Source organism: Shewanella sp. SG41-4 (assembly GCF_014164505.1).
Taxonomy (GTDB): Bacteria; Pseudomonadota; Gammaproteobacteria; order Enterobacterales; family Shewanellaceae; genus Shewanella.
Genome location: NZ_JACJFI010000005.1, coordinates 39,625 through 57,992 on the forward strand (window position 1 = coordinate 39,625; position 18,368 = coordinate 57,992).

Annotated in this window: 18 protein-coding genes; 10 read left to right on the forward strand and 8 right to left on the reverse strand. The window is 41.7% G+C overall.

The features are described 5' to 3' along the window. Positions 1 to 19 precede the first annotated feature (19 nt). Complete coding sequence (locus H5202_RS01360) at positions 20 to 928, reverse strand: phospholipase A (RefSeq protein ID WP_182770274.1); 909 nt, start codon at positions 926 to 928, stop codon at positions 20 to 22. A gap of 267 nt (positions 929 to 1,195) precedes the next feature. On the opposite strand from H5202_RS01360, the gene cobA reads away from it, so the two are divergent. From cobA to H5202_RS01395, 7 genes are all read left to right on the forward strand, one after another. Then, positions 1,196 to 2,029: a uroporphyrinogen-III C-methyltransferase gene (cobA, locus tag H5202_RS01365; RefSeq protein WP_182770276.1), complete on the forward strand. Its 834-nt coding sequence runs from the start codon at positions 1,196 to 1,198 to the stop codon at positions 2,027 to 2,029. Between the two features lie 53 nt (positions 2,030 to 2,082). After that, positions 2,083 to 2,991 carry a sulfate adenylyltransferase subunit CysD gene (gene cysD, locus H5202_RS01370; protein ID WP_182770278.1) on the forward strand — a complete coding sequence of 303 codons (909 nt, stop codon included), beginning with the start codon at positions 2,083 to 2,085 and terminating at the stop codon, positions 2,989 to 2,991. A gap of 60 nt (positions 2,992 to 3,051) precedes the next feature. Then, positions 3,052 to 4,494 (forward strand): sulfate adenylyltransferase subunit CysN, encoded by a 1,443-nt coding sequence (cysN, locus tag H5202_RS01375; protein WP_182770280.1) that lies wholly within the window; start codon positions 3,052 to 3,054, stop codon positions 4,492 to 4,494. A gap of 3 nt (positions 4,495 to 4,497) precedes the next feature. Then, complete coding sequence (locus H5202_RS01380) at positions 4,498 to 6,222, forward strand: SLC13 family permease (protein WP_182770282.1); 1,725 nt, start codon at positions 4,498 to 4,500, stop codon at positions 6,220 to 6,222. Between the two features lie 45 nt (positions 6,223 to 6,267). Continuing rightward, on the forward strand, positions 6,268 to 6,891 hold the full coding sequence (gene cysC, locus H5202_RS01385) for an adenylyl-sulfate kinase (protein WP_182770284.1): 624 nt from the start codon (positions 6,268 to 6,270) through the stop codon (positions 6,889 to 6,891). Between the two features lie 284 nt (positions 6,892 to 7,175). Beyond that, positions 7,176 to 8,099: a hypothetical protein gene (locus H5202_RS01390; RefSeq protein WP_182770286.1), complete on the forward strand. Its 924-nt coding sequence runs from the start codon at positions 7,176 to 7,178 to the stop codon at positions 8,097 to 8,099. Continuing rightward, positions 8,096 to 8,704, forward strand: a complete 609-nt coding sequence (locus H5202_RS01395; RefSeq protein ID WP_182770288.1) for a hypothetical protein — start codon at positions 8,096 to 8,098, stop codon at positions 8,702 to 8,704. Before H5202_RS01390 ends, H5202_RS01395 begins: the two co-directional genes overlap by 4 nt. 109 nt (positions 8,705 to 8,813) lie before the next feature. Here the strand turns inward: H5202_RS01395 and H5202_RS01400 are convergent, their stop codons facing one another. From H5202_RS01400 to yjjX, 6 genes are all read right to left on the reverse strand, one after another. Then, positions 8,814 to 9,980, reverse strand: a complete 1,167-nt coding sequence (locus H5202_RS01400; RefSeq protein ID WP_182770289.1) for a membrane dipeptidase — start codon at positions 9,978 to 9,980, stop codon at positions 8,814 to 8,816. 27 nt (positions 9,981 to 10,007) lie between these two features. Next, complete coding sequence (locus tag H5202_RS01405; RefSeq protein ID WP_182770291.1) at positions 10,008 to 10,463, reverse strand: SufE family protein; 456 nt, start codon at positions 10,461 to 10,463, stop codon at positions 10,008 to 10,010. Between the two features lie 65 nt (positions 10,464 to 10,528). Further along, positions 10,529 to 11,863: an aminotransferase class V-fold PLP-dependent enzyme gene (locus H5202_RS01410; protein WP_182770293.1), complete on the reverse strand. Its 1,335-nt coding sequence runs from the start codon at positions 11,861 to 11,863 to the stop codon at positions 10,529 to 10,531. 112 nt (positions 11,864 to 11,975) lie between these two features. Then, positions 11,976 to 13,016: an NADP(H)-dependent aldo-keto reductase gene (locus H5202_RS01415; RefSeq protein ID WP_182770294.1), complete on the reverse strand. Its 1,041-nt coding sequence runs from the start codon at positions 13,014 to 13,016 to the stop codon at positions 11,976 to 11,978. 143 nt (positions 13,017 to 13,159) lie between these two features. Next, positions 13,160 to 13,681: a GNAT family N-acetyltransferase gene (locus H5202_RS01420; protein ID WP_182770296.1), complete on the reverse strand. Its 522-nt coding sequence runs from the start codon at positions 13,679 to 13,681 to the stop codon at positions 13,160 to 13,162. After that, on the reverse strand, positions 13,674 to 14,246 hold the full coding sequence (gene yjjX / locus H5202_RS01425; protein ID WP_182770303.1) for an inosine/xanthosine triphosphatase: 573 nt from the start codon (positions 14,244 to 14,246) through the stop codon (positions 13,674 to 13,676). The genes H5202_RS01420 and yjjX overlap by 8 nt, the downstream gene beginning before the upstream one ends. Before the next feature lie 276 nt (positions 14,247 to 14,522). On the opposite strand from yjjX, the gene H5202_RS01430 reads away from it, so the two are divergent. Further along, entirely contained in the window at positions 14,523 to 15,326 is an 804-nt protein-coding gene (locus tag H5202_RS01430) for a hypothetical protein (RefSeq protein WP_182770298.1), read from the forward strand. Between the two features lie 174 nt (positions 15,327 to 15,500). After that, a complete protein-coding gene (locus H5202_RS01435; protein ID WP_182770300.1) occupies positions 15,501 to 16,289 on the forward strand; it encodes a ribonuclease H family protein in 789 nt (262 codons plus the stop codon). Positions 16,290 to 16,383: 94 nt separating this feature from the next. On the opposite strand, the gene H5202_RS01440 is transcribed toward H5202_RS01435, so the two are convergent. After that, positions 16,384 to 16,833: a GNAT family N-acetyltransferase gene (locus H5202_RS01440; RefSeq protein WP_123776501.1), complete on the reverse strand. Its 450-nt coding sequence runs from the start codon at positions 16,831 to 16,833 to the stop codon at positions 16,384 to 16,386. 531 nt (positions 16,834 to 17,364) lie between these two features. Here H5202_RS01440 and mdh point away from each other — a divergent pair. After that, positions 17,365 to 18,300 (forward strand): malate dehydrogenase, encoded by a 936-nt coding sequence (gene mdh / locus H5202_RS01445; RefSeq protein WP_011638612.1) that lies wholly within the window; start codon positions 17,365 to 17,367, stop codon positions 18,298 to 18,300. Positions 18,301 to 18,368: the final 68 nt, after the last annotated feature.

An 18,368-nucleotide genomic window follows, 5' to 3' on the forward strand; every position in this document is an offset into this window, starting at 1 on the left:
AGTATTGCACAACCACACTTTAGAGTAAGTCGTTAAGTGCGATACCAATACCAATACGCTGATTGTGATGGCTGTAATCGATCAGGCTTTCACCGTAACCATTAAAGTATTGAGTATAGACACGTAACGTACCAATAATCGGGTAGCTCCAAGTCATTTCAACAGCACCACGATTGGTTTCGCGTAAGTTGTTGCGCAGCAGCATAGTAAAACGATGCTCACCTAAACCGTAAACACCAGTGAGTTCAAAGTTACCCATGTAATCACTAATATCTGGATTATCATCACCTTTTACTGCATTCACACTTTCTTTTTCATCTTCAGGAATACGCCACCAGACTTTAAGCCCTAATGCGAAAGGACCTTTGTCAAATACCGCACTACCGTATATTCGATTCCAGCTGCGTGACAATTGGTTGGTTTGGCCATTAGATTGATGCACAGCACCAAAACCTAAAAATGAGTTAGTAAAACCACCAATTTTCCAATCATTATTAAATAACATAAACACTTCTGGTTCGTGGTTAGTTTCACGAAACGGTGATGATGCATCTCGGTTGTAGACTTGCCAGTAAGATTGATTGGTGTAGGCAAAAAATAAATGACCATTATCACCAAAAACATTATACATAATGGGAAACTTAAAACTGATTTGAAACTTTGCTTCTAGATTATCAATGGTGAAATCTTCATCTGGGTATTTAATTTCAAATGGCAACGAATTCGTGTGTGTTTGATACGTTACCGGAAGCAAGTAGTTTGCCTTGTGCGGCGTGATCACAAACGGTTTTTCAGATGTAGCGAGTTCTCTTTTCACGCGTTCATCAACTAAAGAATCTTCAGCAAAGGCGAGCGAACTATAGCCAAGCAATAGTATCGAGAGTCCAAAATATTTAGTGATTTTTATCATCGCGTTATCCGTAAGCATAATTATTCGTTTAATTTTAATGTATTTTTTAGCATCAGTATTTTTTCGATGTTCATTGTTATCAATTGCTAGCGCTTTGTCGAATTAAGTTAACAATTCTTTTTATTTCAACGGCTGATTCTATACGTATTAGCATGTCAAATAGAGTAAAACATCAACAAATCGCCTCATATGCTATTTAGTTATAAAAACTAACTATTAACTATTGTATATGGAATATAGAAAACGCTATATTTGAGCATGGTCAAATATCTTGAGGTAAATGTGATGGAGTTAGTCTCTATGCCAGGGCAACAAGCCAAAGGCAAAGTGTGGTTAGTAGGCGCAGGTCCTGGTGATGTTGAGCTGCTAACACTAAAAGCCTATCGCATTCTTCAGCAAGCCGATGCGGTGTTATATGACGCATTAGTCAGCCAAGACATTTTAGATTTGATCCCCAGTAACGCGGAAAAAATTGCAGTGGGTAAGCGCGCAGGTAAACACAGCGCTGCTCAAGATGAAATTAATCAGCTATTAGTGACTAAAGCATATACCCGTAAAAATGTTGTGCGTTTAAAAGGCGGCGACCCGTTTATTTTTGGCCGCGGCGGCGAAGAGCTACAAACTTTAGTGGCTGCCGGTATTGCTTTTGAAGTGGTACCAGGCATTACAGCAGCCAGTGGCACTTCCGCTTATGCAGGTATCCCGTTAACGCATCGTGATTATGCTCAAGGTGTCACCTTTATCACTGGTCATTGCCAGTTAGCGAGTCGCCCTATGGATTGGCAGGGTTATGCTAATTCCAACAATACTTTAGTGGTGTATATGGGCATATTAAATGCCAATATTATTAGCGATGGTTTAATCAACGCAGGCCGCAGTGCTGATACGCCAGTGGCCATAGTGTCGAACGCGACCACCTCATCACAACAGCGGTTTATTGGTAAGTTAGGTGAGCTGGCTCAATTGGCCGCAGATCCTGCTTTGCAGATGCCTGCGCTGATGATTATTGGTGAGGTTGTTGAATTAGCTGACAGCTTAAATTGGTTTGATCCCGTCACTGCGCAACAAAAAACGGCTCAACAAAAAACAGATTTAGACACAGCCGCGATAGCGCTGTAGTCGAATAATTTAACCCGCTGCTCTGCAGCAATATTAGGTAATGGAGAATCATCATGGCAGGCCGTTCGTTAAGCCATTTACAACAACTGGAAGCCGAAAGCATCCAGATTATCCGTGAAGTAGCAGCTGAGTTTGGTAATCCTGTCATGATGTATTCGATAGGCAAAGATTCATCGGTGATGCTGCATCTAGCGCGCAAAGCTTTTTACCCGGGTAAAATTCCATTTCCCTTATTGCATGTGGATACGGGTTGGAAATTCAAAGAGATGATCGCCTTTCGTGATGCGCAAGCCAAAGCGTTTGGTTTTGAATTACTGACTCATACCAATCAGGAAGGCGTTGAACAAGGTGTTGGCCCATTTTCTCATGGTAGTGCCAAGCACACTGACATAATGAAAACCCAAGGGTTAAAACAAGCATTGAATAAATATGGTTTTGATGCAGCTTTTGGTGGCGCACGACGTGACGAAGAAAAGTCTCGTGCCAAAGAACGAGTCTATTCGTTCCGTGATAAACACCATCGCTGGGACCCTAAAAACCAACGTCCAGAGTTATGGCGCACTTATAATGGTGCGGTAAACAAGGGTGAGAGCATTCGAGTGTTCCCTTTATCTAACTGGACTGAGCTTGATATTTGGCAGTACATCTATCAAGAAAATATTGAAATTGTGCCGTTATATTTTGCTGCACCACGCACCGTAGTAAACAAAGGTGGTCAGCTCATCATGAAAGATGATGACCGTATGCCGTTAGAAGAAGGTGATGTTGAATCGGTTGAGCGGGTTCGTTTTAGAACCTTAGGTTGTTATCCGCTAACGGCAGCGATGCCTTCAGAAGCCGACACCTTAGAAAAAATTATTGAAGAGATGCTGTTAACTCGTTCAAGTGAACGTCAAGGTCGCTTAATTGATTCTGACCAAAGTGCATCAATGGAGCAGAAAAAGCGTCAAGGCTATTTCTAAACAATTGAACATGGTTGTTTTATCAACCCAGCATGCGAACTAATTTGAGTGAGAAAGATTATGGACCAAGCAAAAAACAATACAGACCGTATGGCAGCAGAAATCCAGCTGCACGGTGTAAAAGAATATTTAGCCTTACAACAAAACAAAGGCTTACTGCGTTTTTTAACTTGTGGCAGTGTCGATGACGGCAAAAGTACCTTAATTGGTCGTTTACTGCATGACAGTGCGCAAATCTATGAAGATCAGTTAGCGAGTCTAAAAAGTGACAGCGCTAAGATGGGTACTACAGGTGAAGCCATCGATCTAGCGTTATTGGTAGATGGTTTACAAGCTGAGCGTGAGCAAGGTATTACTATCGACGTGGCTTATCGTTATTTCTCCAGTGAAAAACGTAAGTTCATCATTGCTGATACTCCCGGTCATGAACAATATACTCGTAACATGGCAACGGGCGCATCTACCTGTGACTTAGCGGTTATTTTGGTTGATGCGCGTTACGGTGTTCAAACCCAAACTAAACGTCATGCCTTTATCGCATCATTATTAGGTTTACGTCACTTTGTTGTTGCCGTGAATAAGATGGATTTAGTCGGTTTTGATCAAACTGTGTTTGACAAAATTCAAGCCGATTTTACTGAATTTGTTAAAGACTTTGGTGATTTAGATATTCACTATGTGCCTTTGTCTGCGTTAAATGGCGACAACGTGGTTAACCGCAGTACGCAGTGTGACTGGTATCAAGGTGGAACATTACTTGAGTTACTAGAAACTATCGACACACAACGCGAACTGAGCGAACTTCCCGTTCGTTTCCCGGTGCAATACGTACTACGTCCTAACTTAGATTTTCGTGGTTTCTCTGGCACACTAGCGTCAGGTATCATTAAAGTGGGCGATGAATTGGTAGCATTGCCATCAGGGAAACGCAGTAAAATTGAGCGCATTGTTACATTTGACGGTGATTTGCAAGAAGCTGTAGCTGGCCAAGCTATTACCATTACCCTTGAAGATGAGATTGATATTTCACGTGGTGATTTATTGGCTCACCCTGCTACTGCGCCAGAAATTGCTAACCATATTGTCGCAGATATGGTGTGGATGGATGAAAAACCATTACAGATTGGTCAATTATATGATGTGAAAGTTGCAGGCAAGAAAACCCAAGCTGTCGTGAGCGCAATTGAATATATTACTGATGTAAACACCCTAGAGCGCAGTGCAGCAAGCTCATTAAGCTTGAATACCATTGCCCGAGTTAAGTTAGATTTAACTGAATCTATTGTGTTAGATGCCTATAGCTTAGTACGTGATACTGGTGGAATAATTCTAATCGATCGATTATCTAATGCTACTGTTGCTGCGGCTATGGTTGTTAGTGGACATCAAGGCGACAAGCAAACCAACACTGAGTTTAGTGCATTTGAAGTCGAGTTTAATGCGTTAGTGCGTAAGCATTTTCCGCATTGGAATGCTCGCGATATTAGCGTGCTTGGAAAATAAATAATGAGCGAAATATGGTTGTTAGCGATTATCTTGTTAGCACTGGTCGGTGGGCTTCTTGCTGGGCTTGCAACACCGGCCGCCATGTTTTTTTTCGCTTCATTACTTTGTTACATCCTAGGGCTAGTTGACTTAAATGTAGCGCTTGGCAGTTTTACTAATAACGGGCTAATCACGTTAGTGTTGTTGGTGTTGGCTGCCACAGCACTCGAGAAAACCTCCTTACTGGGCAAATTAAGCCAAGTGATAGGGAAAGGTTCGCTATTTTCTACTTTGGCTAAGTTAGGTATATCGACGGCGTTATTGTCGTCGTTTACCAATAATACTGCGGTCGTGGCCTCATTAATTGGTGTCGTGCGCCGTAACCAAGCGCATGCTCCTTCTAAGTTATTACTGCCATTAAACTATGCTGCAATCCTCGGTGGTACGCTTACGCTCATTGGTACTTCTACCAATTTGATTGTTAACTCATTTGTTGAAAATGCTGGCCTTGAACCTCTGGGTTTTTTTGAGTTCTCACAAGTTGGCGCACTAGTCGTAATAAGCGGTCTAGTTGTGTTGACCATTATGGCCAACTTTTTACCCGATAGACGTGAAGAGTCAGAAGATGAAGCTTTGCCTTATCTATTGGAAGCTCATGTTGCCAAAACCTCTACTTTAGTGGGCAAAAGTGTCATTGATAACCGTTTGCGCGCACTTAAAAAACTCTATTTAGTCGAATTAGAACGCAGCGGTATACGTATTTGCCCTGTGCCACCACAAATGGTGCTACAAGCCGATGACGTTTTGCGTTTTAGTGGCGCTGTTGAGTCGGTTGAGTTATTGCATCAGTTTGATGGTTTAGAGTGGTTTGGTAAGCAACACGCTAAAGGCCAAAATTTGGTTGAAGCGGTATTAGCGCCATCATCAAGTTTGGTTGGCACAACCTTAAAAGATTCGCGTTTTCGTGAAGTCTTTGATGCAGCTGTAATGGCAATTCGTCGTGGTCATATTCCGTTAAAAGGCGGACTCGGCGATGTGGTGCTACAACCCGGTGATGTCTTATTACTTACACCAGGTGATCGTTTCTCTAAGTGCCCTAATTTAACCAGTGACTTTGCTGCTGTCAGCGGCTTAGATTTAAGTGTCCGTTTAGATGAAAAACGTGGTAATTGGGTGCTTGTTGGGTTTGCATTAACCATTTTGGCCAGTATTTTCGATGTATTACCGTTAGCCAAAGGCTTAGTTTTATTGTTGCTCAGCTATGTGGCAATTGGCGCGGTAACCTTAAGTGAGCTTAAACGTCGCTTCCCGTTAGAATTGGTGGTGATTGTAGGCAGTGCCTTAGGCTTAGCTAACTTAATGGTCGCAACCGGCTTAGCAGACGTCATGGCACAAACCTTATTGAGTGTGTTCAATGGTTATGGTGTGTTTGCCGCCTTTGTTGGGATTTACCTGATTACGTTAATTGTCACCGAGTTGATAACCAACAACGCCGCAGCAGCACTTGCGTTCCCGGTAGCTTATGCGGTCGCGACGAGTTTTGGTGTCGATCCTCGGCCGTTTATTATGGCGGTAGTATTTGGTGCAAGCGCGAGCTTTATTTCGCCTTACGGCTACCAAACTAATCTCATGGTATTTAATGCCGGTAATTATAAGTTAAGCGATTTTGTGCGCTTAGGTTTACCGTTATCCATCGTATATTCATTAGTGGTTATTTTTTCGATCCCATATTTCTTCCCGTTTTAACAAAGAATTTTAGTGTGGTGTAACAACCATTCGATAGGAGTAGTGATGAGTAATATTGTTTGGCATCAACATGCCATTGACCAAGCTGCCCGTGGTGCCCAAAAAGGCCAAAACCCGGTATTATTATGGTTTACGGGATTATCTGGCTCGGGTAAATCAACCCTCGCAGGCGCATTAGAACGGGCGTTATTTGAGCATGGTTTCCATACCTATTTACTTGATGGTGATAATGTTCGTCATGGTCTGTGTAAAGACTTAGGCTTTAGCCTTGAAGATCGCGATGAAAACTTACGCCGTGTTGGTGAAGTGGCTAAGTTGATGGTTGATTCTGGCTTAGTTGTGCTGTCGGCATTTATCTCGCCAACACGTGAAGAACGTGATCGCGTCCGGGCATTATTCCCACAAGGTCAGTTTGTTGAAGTGCATGTGTCTACACCATTGAGTGTGTGCGAATCGCGAGACCCGAAAGGCTTGTACGCTAAAGCTCGCAAGGGAGAGATTACTAACTTTACCGGTATTTCATCACCTTACGAAGTGCCAGAATCAGCAGAGTTAACTATTGATACCAGCAAAGGCGATCTTGATACTCAGGTACATGGTTTACTGGCCTACTTAAAAGCGATTGAAGTGCTTAACCCACCGAGAGAAATCGCTGGAGCAGGGATTTAAACGGCACTAAATCGACAATTAAATTGATAACCAAATCGACAACTAAATCGAGAAGAATAAAAGGGCTGATGTGTTATATAACATCAGCCCTTTTTTATTTTTATGTCATCGCAATTATAACCGTTATGAAGTTACTGAGTGATAGACTTTTATTTAGAGACAATTATTAGCACATTATATAAGGTGTATTGGTTAGTTTAACTAGCTATTTGGGGTAGATTAAACTTTACCTAATCTAAGATATAATATCGTTCTAAAGGAGTTAATTAAAATAAGGATATTACATGTCTGCTTATGCCAATCGTGCGATCAATGATTATCAAAGAAAGAAAAAGCTTGCTAAAGCACTTTCTGAAAATGAATACCAACTGGTACAAATGAACTCGGCTGAGTTTATCGAGCTTTATATTAGCCATAAACAAAAACAAGGTATGACTAGGACTGATGCTGTTGAGAATATAGGTATAGTTATTTCTCAGTCATCACTGCTTGGGAAGCAATACTGGAATAAACATAATGCTAAAATAAAAACGGGCAGTGGATTGATCCCCTTGATGACAGATATAGTCGCCCTGAGTGCACTGGCTATTGAGATGAAACGAGGTGGGAGTGCCTTTAGTGCTTTTAAGACTGTGACCTATTCAGGTCAACCTTACGTTGTTTTTCAAGGGTATGCTCGTTTAAGGAGAGATTTAACCGGTACTCGTTATTTGGCTAATAATCCTAAAATAGTCTCATTAGGTATTGGAAAATTGGGTGCTTTAAAAACTATTACTAAGGGTAGTATTCTTACCATACTGATTTCTGGTGCATTTTACTCTTTAGAGCAAATGATGAATGATACCAAAACTTGGCATCATTTTGTTGGCGGGATGGCTGTTGATATTGCAATTGTTTCTGCTAGTTCATTGATTACTTGGGCAGCGATAGGTATCGCAGGTACAGCAGCTACATTAACTATTGGTTCAATGTTAGTAATTGTCATCGTAGGTGTGGCTCTTGTTTTGGTGACTAATTTATTTATAGATACAGAGTATTGGTCAGATAAAATAAGTCAATCATTGTCATTAGCGGAAAAAAATCTTATTAATAATGAGGATAAGTTGAGCGCAGATACTAATCGTTTAATCGATGATTATAATCATGACCCTATGCGTTTTTTACATAAATTATTTGGGATCCCTTATTTTCATGGAAGCCAAAAATGAGTGAGAAGTCAGATATTATTCACGATGAATATAGTGATAAAAAAAGGCATAAAGCCTTAGCTATATTTTTTATTATCTTATGCTTTTTAGGTGTTTATGGCACTTTTTTAGGGTTTATAGAAGAATATAGTGTTTTAGAAAAGATTAGTAAAAAGGCTATTTATATCGGGCATAGAAGCTTTGCTATTGGTGCGTTTTGGCTGGTGCCATTTTTTATCGTTTTTTCTTATTTAATGTACTTAAGATTAGTGAATAAACTGACAATTCAAGCGCAAATTTGGCTTGTTAAAGCAGCCGGATTTGGATTAGTTGCTTGGGTTTTGACTTGTAGTGCTTATGGTTTTTGGCTTGATTCACACCTCAGAATAAATGGTTATACTCATTGTTACTGGTATGATTCTCCGTCTCGAGGCAGTCCAACTATTTGGGTAGAGTCGGAGCGTTTTTGCCAGAAGAGAGCTTCAAACACTCGGATTGAATTATTTAACTATTTTGACCAGCAAGATGCATTAAATCGTAAACCAACAGATAAAGAGTTAAATGCAGAGATAAAAAATATTGTTGAAAATAGTATTTTTTATAAATATCAGAATGATCTGCTTTAGTGCTGTATATAAATGGTAATCTAAATTTGATGTAGTGGTTATCAATTTTAAAATCAATCACTTAAAAGCTGAGCTTAATGTTCAGCTTTTAAGTAACTTAATATTAGATTTACACCAATACTTGTTTGAGCACTCTTTGCCAGTTTTCACCCATAAAACGATCGCGATCGGTAGATTTGAAACGGGCTTTTTTCAAGGCATCGTCGATGCGGCTCATGCGGTCGATACTGTTGAATTCTGGGATGACTACATGCTTGGGTTCAACGTCAAAACCTAATACATTTTTGTCTTCTAAGCTATGCCACCACTCAAGGTACTCTTTTATCCCTTCGCTATTATTGTTATCTAATGCTAATAGGTTTTCTTGACCACGCAGTGGGAAATCATTGGCGATGGCTACGCAATCAAAGCCGCCCACTTTAGCAATATAAGCAAGTTGCTTTATGTAGTCTTCTATCGTTGGAATTGGCTTGTTGGTGAGCCAAAAACTCATCATGAACACGCCAAATACTCCGCCGTTATCGCCAATGGCACGAATAACTTCATCGGGTGAACAACGGGCATTTTTTACAATAGCGCGCGCAGCACCATGGCTTTGCACTACAGGAGACTGGCTGGCTTTTATTGCATCAAGGGCCGTTTGGGCACTTGAGTGACTCACATCGATAAGAATATTTTTCCGATTAAGCTCTGTTATGAGCTCGCGCCCAGCGGCGGTTAATGGAGTATTTAAACTATTTAAGCCATTATTATCTAATGCACCACCGGCATAACGATTACCATAATGGTGTGTCAGCTGCAGTACCCGTAAACCCTGTTGATGCAAATTATCTAGTTGTTGCCATTCATTACTTAAACCGTCATTTTCAACACAATCAGCGCCTTGAATTTGAAAAAACACCGCGGTTTGTTGCTGTGTTTTAGCTTTACTAATGTCAGTTCCTGTAAGCCCTTGTAGGTACACATCTGGATTGGCTTTTACTGAATTAGCCGCTTGGGTGATACTGTTGATGCAGGCTTCATAAGTACGTTTATAATTTTTAGTGCCATCGGCTTGTTCAATGGTTTCAATCGCCGAGACATCGGCGATAAAGGCGTCGAGTTTTGAGGCTTTAACATCATTGATGTCGGTCGGTAAAAACGATAAACCATCAATGTATAAACGACGTGGTTTAGCGGCCCATGCCGGAAATGAGCTTAAAGGGCTTAATAATGTGGCTGCTCCAAGGCCTTTTAAGATATGACGGCGAGTTTGGTTACAGACTTTTTGGATCATTATTATTCCTTAGTGTTGGCAGGTATTTCAGGTGCCAACATCTTGTGTATAGGCAACGATGGCTTGCGCTAACGCAGTTAAACCATTGGTACGAGATGGACTTAATTGGCCGCTTAATCCGAGATAATCAAAATACTGTTTTACATCAAATTGTTGTATTTGCACGGTGGTTTTGCCTTGGCAAGCGACCAATAACAATCCAATTAAGCCTTTTACAATACGGGCGTCACTATCGGCCAGATAAAAATGTTGGCCATTTAGCGTGTAATGGTACAGCCATGCTTGGCTTTCACAGCCTTTAACTTGTGCATCCGCCTGTTTAAATTCTGCTGCGAGTGGCGGTAATAATTTTCCTAATAACATGATCTGACGGTATTTTTCTTGCCAGTTATTGGCTTGCTCAATGAGGTTAACGGCTTCAACTAATTCATCCGATAAAGGCGAAAATAACTGCGGTGAAGGTGTGGTGCTTGGGTTTAACATGGTAATTCAATTAACCTCGGCTGTAGATAAAAGATGTATCTGGATCAGCGTGCTGTACCTTAACACTATAACAATAACTCTTTTACAGCATTAAGTGCATGAATAAATTGATCAACATCTTGCTTATTAGTATAGATGCCAATAGACGCACGGCAACAGCCGCTTAAATTAAGGCTGGTCATTAGCGGCATAGCACAATGATGGCCACAGCGAACGGCCACAGCTTGTTGGTCGAGTAAAATCCCTACATCTTGGTGGTGTTCACCCTGTAGATTAAAAGCCACTGCACCAATATTATGGCGCAGACTAACAACGGAGTGACTTTTATCAGAGTCGAATGTATCAGAGTCACTTTTATCAGAGTCGAATGTATCAAAGTGACTTTTATCGGCAATACCATACAACTCAATAGCGCCAAGCTGTTGCAGTTGTTGCTGTAAGTAGTGCAGCAATTGTTGTTCATGTGCGAGTATTTGCTCGCGAGGCAATTGTTGTAAAAAACGAATGGCAGCCCCTAGGCCAATGACTTCTGCGATAGCAGGCGTGCCAGCTTCAAGGCGGTTAGGCAGGGCACCAAACTCAGTCTGTTCAAAACTCACGGTTTTGATCATCTCGCCGCCAGTGAGCATTGGGGTTAATTTATCGAGCTCTGTATATCGACCATATAAAATGCCCACCCCCGTTGGTCCATACATTTTATGGCCTGAAAACACATAAAAATCACAATCAATTTGTTGCACATCAACGGGTAAATGGGCAATGGCTTGCGCGCCATCAACCAAGGTTAGCGCGCCAACGGCTTTGGCTTTTACTACTAGCTCATTGACTGGGTTTAGTGTGCCTAAGGCATTTGACACATGGCATAGTGCAACCACTTTAGGCTTCAGCATTAATAGTTGATCAAAAGCGGCTATATCCAGTTGCGCGTCAGCTGTCAGTGGGATAGGTTTTATCACCGCGCCAGTGCGCTTTGCCAGTTCTTGCCACGGAACTATATTGGCATGGTGAGCAGCAGTATCAATTAACATCACATCATCCGCTTTAATTTGCGAAGTCAGTCCGTAGGCCACCATATTGATCGATTCTGTGGTGCCGTGGGTAAAAATGATTTCGTCTTGACGCTGGGCGTGGATAAATTCAGCCACTTGTAGCCGAACCGCTTCATATTGCTGAGTTGCCCTTGCTGATAATTGATGCGCCGCACGGTGCACATTGGCATTATTGAGTTGGTAATATTCAGTCATCGCATCAATCACCGCTTGTGGCTTTTGGCTGGTTGCTGCAGTGTCTAAGTAGCACAAAGGATGATCGCCAATAGTCTGTTTAAGCGCCGGGAATTGATCGCGTAGTGCTTGATGATCAAATAAAACGGCAGACGATAATGACGATGCAGGCTTCATAAATAAGGATTTCTGTATTGAAAATAAAAGGCATCAAGATCTTCAGTGATCTTGATGCCCATTGCAAGGTTTTGTGGCGATAAGCTCAATTAGTCAGGCGGTTATTGTTTTCCTACGGACAAGGGAAACGGTATAACGCCGATAATTCGTTAATTCTTATCATCAGCTCTTCAGATAAGCTGACCTTGTGGCTGTCGATGTTTTGCTTTAACTGATGTAAATCAGTTGCACCAATAATATTAGCAGCAACAAATTTGCGGCTATTTACAAATGCTAAGGCCATTTCGGTGGGCGACAAACCAAATTCTCGGGCCAAATCGATATAAGCTTGCGTCGCTTCCAGTGCCATTGGGGTACTGTTGTAGCGGGCAAAGCGTTTAAATACCGTTAAACGTGCGCCTTCAGGCCACTGATTATTTTCGTATTTACCGGTTAAGGCACCAAAGGCTAACGGCGAATAAGCTAATAACGGCACATCTTCACGATAACTGATTTCAGACATGGCGATTTCGTAGCTGCGATTAAGCAAGTTGTAAGGATTTTGCACACTGATAATACGTGGCAAATCGTGCTTTTCGGCTAATTTTAGGTATTTCATAAAGCCCCAAGGAGTTTCATTAGAAATGCCGATATAACGCACTTTACCTTGCTTAATGATTTCCGCTAAGGCTTCAAGCGTGTCTAAAATAGGAGTGTAGTGCTCTTCTTCGTCGTGTTCATACATCATTTCGCCGAAGAAATTAGTATTTCTATCCGGCCAATGCACTTGATACAAATCGATAGTGTCGATTTGTAAGCGTGCTAATGAGTCATCAACGGCTTGATGAATGTTGCGCCAGTCAAGAGCCATATCTTTACGGATGTAATCACCTTTACCACCAGGCGCAGCAACTTTAGTGGCAATCACTAAATTGTCGCGATTACCTTGTGCTTTAAGGTAGTTACCAATAATGCGTTCGGTTTCGCCCTGGGTTTCGGCTTTAGGTGGCACCGGGTACATTTCAGCGGTATCAATAAAGTTAACGCCTTGGCCAATAGCATAATCGAGTTGAGCAAAAGCGTCGGCTTGAGTATTTTGTTCTCCCCAAGTCATGGTGCCGAGGCAGATTTTACTCACCTCAAGGTTAGAATGCGCGATACGTTGATATTCCATGATCATCCTCCTATGGAATGTGCTTAATCTGAGGCTACCAAGCTTTTGGGTGATTGCAAAGCGCTATAATAAAGTCGTAGCAAAACCGTTTAAAAAACAATCTAATGCAGCTAGTATCGAAGAATAATGGAATATTTTATACGCTATAAGCTCATTATCATCGCGATTTCACAGGCATCGTGGCCTGTTTCGCCTAAATGCTGACAGTGACTAAAGCCCAGTTTTTCATAGAGTGCTAGTGCTTCAACTAGCACTGCCGTGGTTTCTAAATACATCGATTGATAGCCTTGTTGTTTGGCGAACTCAATACACTGACGGGTTAATGGTTTCGCCATACCTTGACCACGTATTGCGCGAGAAAAATACATTTTCTGTAACTCACATACGCCGTCATTTTTTGCTAATCCAGCAATACCTGCGCCGCCAACCACTTTGCCTTGATATTCAATCACCCAGTATTGTGAACCTTCAGCTTGATACACCTCACTTAAACAGTCGAGGGTTTTATCGGCCACGCTAAAACCTTTATCTGGGGTTAACCCATATTCTGCAGACACTTCACGGATCACCGCGGCCAATGCAGCATCGTCATGGGGTTGTAACATTCTAATCAAGGGCGCTTGCAAGTCGTCTTTGGTTGTATTTGCTTGCTGATGTTCAGTCATTAAATAATTCCGCATTGATAAAAGGAGCCATTGCCAGCACTAATGCTTGGGTATAAATGCTTTCGCGGGTAGCTAAACCTCGAGTGAGCAAGCCAATCGCGCCGCCTTTTTGTTTAATGTTATGAGTATTAAATACTCGGTCCATTACTTTGCCAAGTTCTTCACCTGCTTGTAAAGCGTTAAAAATTGTCTGTGGCAATGGCAAATTAGCGCTGCGACCAACAGATAATGTGTCGTTATGGATAATGGCCATGTAAGCAAAGGTGGCAGGGCTGTGATCAAACTGATCTACTCCGCCTTCCATTGCCACATAAAAGTCAGCATGTTGATCGACTACTTTTGCATTGGCTTGGCAAAATTGAGCGCGATTGATGGCACCCAATTTAGTTTCTGCTTCAGTCATGGGTTGGTCTGCGACCAGAGATGGCGCATGCATGCCAGTGCAATTAATGTGAACATCAGGAAAATATTGTCCAATAGCTTGTTTTGCTGCATTGATTTTAACTGGGTTGGTTGAACCAACAATGATCGTTAACGTTTGTGGTATCGCAGTAAAAGTCGGCATAGGGTTATGTTCTTTTTTGTTTGAGTTAACCATGATGATCACAGTGGTGAAGTTAACCACATTGTATGGGATTTTAACCATTTTGGGTTTGATGACGTAGTTATTTTTATTACTGTTAATTGTAACTTGTTGTAAATATAGCTTTTGTTTAGTTGGTATGAAACCTGCTAAATGATTGTTAATTGCTGCTAACTCATGCAAACATCAGTTAACTTTGTTAATGACATCTGTTTGGCGGCCTAACCTTATTTTATCTTCATAAAAGGAATTAATCTTATGTCTATTCGCATTGCAACCATTAGTGTCACGGTCGGGCTTATTCTCGGCGCAACTCTATTTGGCGCTTCGCAAAGTGAAGCCGAATCGATATTTTCGTCATCATCAGAGAAAAACCATACAAATCTTAGCTTAGTACAGCAACAATTGAATCTTGACGCAGGGTCGTTAACTGAGTTAGTCGCCAATACTGGCGCCGGCAAGTTAACAATTGTCGGGGTTGAAGGCTTAAAAGAAGTTAGCGTACATGCTGATATTTACACCCAATCATTGGATAAAGATGACATCGAAATTAAGCTCAGCTTGACCCGAAAAGGTGATAAGGGCTATTTAATATCAGAAATCCACAGTGACCAATATTTCGGTGAATCGCCTTATATTGATTTATTGGTAGAAGTGCCAGCGGCGCTCGCATTGAATATTAAAGACGGTTCAGGCCCAATCCAAATAGATGATGTAAGTGCTGATATTGAGTTAATAGATGGTTCTGGCAGTATTGTGATGAACCACATTGGCAAATTGGTATTAGTTGATGGTTCTGGCTCTATTAATATTAGTGAGGCTAAAGGCGCGATTGCGTTACAAGATGGCTCGGGATCTATTCGCATTAACCATGTTATTGGTGATGTGAGTATTGAAGATGGTTCGGGTTCAATCAAGGTTAATCAAGTCTCCGGATTAGTTAAGATAAATGATGGTTCCGGTGGCATTGATGTGGCTAACACCAAAGGTTTGACCATTGTTAATTCGGGTTCTGGTAGTGTCGATTATCAAAATATCGATGGCCCACTAACCTTAGACTGATGCTCAGCCACATTAAGCTCAGGTAAATCAAACTTAAGCTTATTTGGTCAAGATGTTCAAGTTAACTGCAACTGCGGCACGCAACATGCTTTTTTGTTTCAAAGCCAAGTTTAATCATGGCATTATGCAGGCACGTTATTAGTGAAGTTAGCATTGTTGAAGTAAGAGTTAATCATGGCAAAGAAGTTTTACGTAGTATGGGCCGGTCGAGAAACGGGTATTTTTACCAGCTGGGATGTTACCAAGCGTTCAGTTGATAAATATCCGCAAGCCAAGTACAAATCCTTTGCTACAGAAGCAGAAGCCAAAGTTGCATTTGCTAAATCTCCTGCAAGCAGCATAGGCAAAAGTGTGCCAGCTAAAGCGGCTGGTCGTTCATCGACAAAGGCTGCAGGGGCTGGAACATCAACCAAGACTCTTAGCGCGAATCAAGCTGTGTTAAGCCAATTTGATGTGGTTATTTACACCGACGGAGGTTGCGAACCCAACCCAGGTAAAGCGGGTTCAGGGATGGCTATATACCGCAAAGGCGAGTTAGCCGAATTATGGTTTGGTTTGTTTAATCCTAATGGCACCAATAATACTGCCGAGCTCAATGCGCTACATCAGGCACTCATTAAGGCAAAAAAAGTGCTTGATGCCGGTGAAACCGTGCAAATTATGAGTGACTCGCAGTATTCGATTAAATGTGTTTGTGAGTGGGCATATGGTTGGAAAGCTAAAAACTGGACCCGAAAAACCGGTGAAATCGCCAATCTGGAGATCATCAAGCAAGCACATGAGTTATACGATGCAATGAAAGACGATTTAGTGCTTCAGCATGTCGCCGCCCATATTGGTATTGAAGGTAACGAATTGGCAGACAGAATGTCGATTCATGCGATTGATCAGCAGCATAAAGGTTTTAGTCAATTTAGCGCGCCACTGGATATCAGTAAAATTCTCGCGTTGCGAACAGGCTAGTTATTGGCCAAATCCTCCCTGAACGCGTTAGATTCCTTGGTCAATAAACACAAAAAAGCCGGATTATTCCGGCTTTTGTACGTGTGACTTACGATTACTTAGTATTTTCTTCATACATTAAATAATGGCTTTGCTCCATCCCTAATGATTCATAGGTTTTTTGGGCAATTTTATTGTCATGTTCAACATACAAACGGAAACTGGCGGTGCCACCGTTTTCTGCTGCTAAGTCTTTTACCGCTTGATAAAGCTTGCCATAAATACCCTGACGACGATTCTGTGGACGGATATACACACTCTGGATCCAGTAATAATTACTCGCGCGCCAGTCACTCCACTCATAGGTGACCATTAACGAACCGGTAATCTCACCGTCAACTTCGGCGACTAAATATACCCCACGTTCAGGATGGGTAAGCAATCCTTCAACACCGCGAGTTAATTGCTCCGTGTCTAATGAAAGGTTTTCGGTTTCCATTGCCATGGCTTGGTTAAACTGAACTAGGGCTTGCAGGTCGGCATGTTGGCCTATTCTTATTGTCATGTTTTTCTCGTTTTTATAGGATGAACTGTGAATATCATAACGCGACACTCAATAAAAGTATTGGTTTGTTGCGTCAGAAAATGTGTACGAAATAAGTTAGTGTTACAATATTTATGGCGGTTTAATTGGGTGAAAGGCCAAATTCAATAACGGTAAAACTCAACAATACTCAATCAACATTTCAATGCCTAAAACAAACATACCCATATTGCTTAACCCGCTTGATAGGGTGATTACAACTTCAGAATAAAACAGCTGTGTCATATTTGTTCAATATAAAAAACTCCGTAATGTCGTTTTTTCAGTATAAAGAAGATGAAAAATAATCTTATTACCGATGTTTTTTGTCGTACTTTTACACGGATTAATGCTGCTAATACTCGGCGTTACGCCAGTCTGTGCGTGGATCAGGGCTTACTTATTTACGGTCCTCCACTAACGTATAATTGAAATTATTGTGACGATGCAGTAATGTGACGCCACGACGATTTAGATCTATGTCACAAACTGCATAAATTGATGGAGATAATTATGAAAGTTGCTGTATTGGGTGCTGCTGGTGGTATTGGCCAGGCTCTAGCTTTACTGTTAAAAACTCAACTGCCTGCGGGCTCAAAGTTGTCTCTATATGACATCGCTCCTGTTACTCCAGGTGTTGCGGTTGACTTAAGTCACATCCCAACAGACGTAGAAGTAAAAGGTTTTGCTGGTCAAGATCCTACCGATGCATTAGTTGGCGCTGACGTAGTGTTAATGTCTGCTGGTGTTGCGCGTAAGCCTGGTATGGATCGTTCAGATCTATTCAACATCAACGCTGGTATCGTGCGTAACCTAATGGAAAAAGTGGCTGTAACTTGCCCTAAAGCATTAGTGGGTATTATTACTAACCCAGTTAACACGACTGTAGCGATTGCTGCTGAAGTATTAAAAAATGCCGGTGTTTATGACAAAAACCGTTTATTCGGTATCACAACACTTGACGTTATCCGTAGCGAAACCTTCATCGCTGAGCTTAAAGGCTTAAACGTTGCTGATGTTAAAGTTAACGTGATTGGCGGACACAGCGGTGTGACTATTCTTCCACTACTTTCTCAAGTTGAAGGTGTTACTTTCACTGACGAAGAAGTAGCAGCAATGACAACTCGCATTCAAAACGCAGGTACTGAAGTTGTTGAAGCTAAAGCCGGTGGCGGTAGTGCAACATTATCAATGGGCCAAGCAGCATGTCGCTTTGGTTTATCATTGGTACGTGGTCTACAAGGCGAAGCTAACGTTGTTGAGTGTGCCTATGTTGACGGCGGCAGTGAGCACGCTACATTCTTCGCACAGCCAATCCTACTTGGCAAAAACGGCGTAGAAAAAGTATTACCTTACGGTGAAATCAGCGCATTCGAAGCTAACGCTCGCGATGCAATGTTAGACACCCTTAAAGGTGACATCAAATTAGGCGTTGAGTTTGTTAAGTAATTAACAGGTCGATGCACTAAAAAACGCGAAGCCAAGGCTTCGCGTTTTTTTTGGTTTTAAAATGCCTT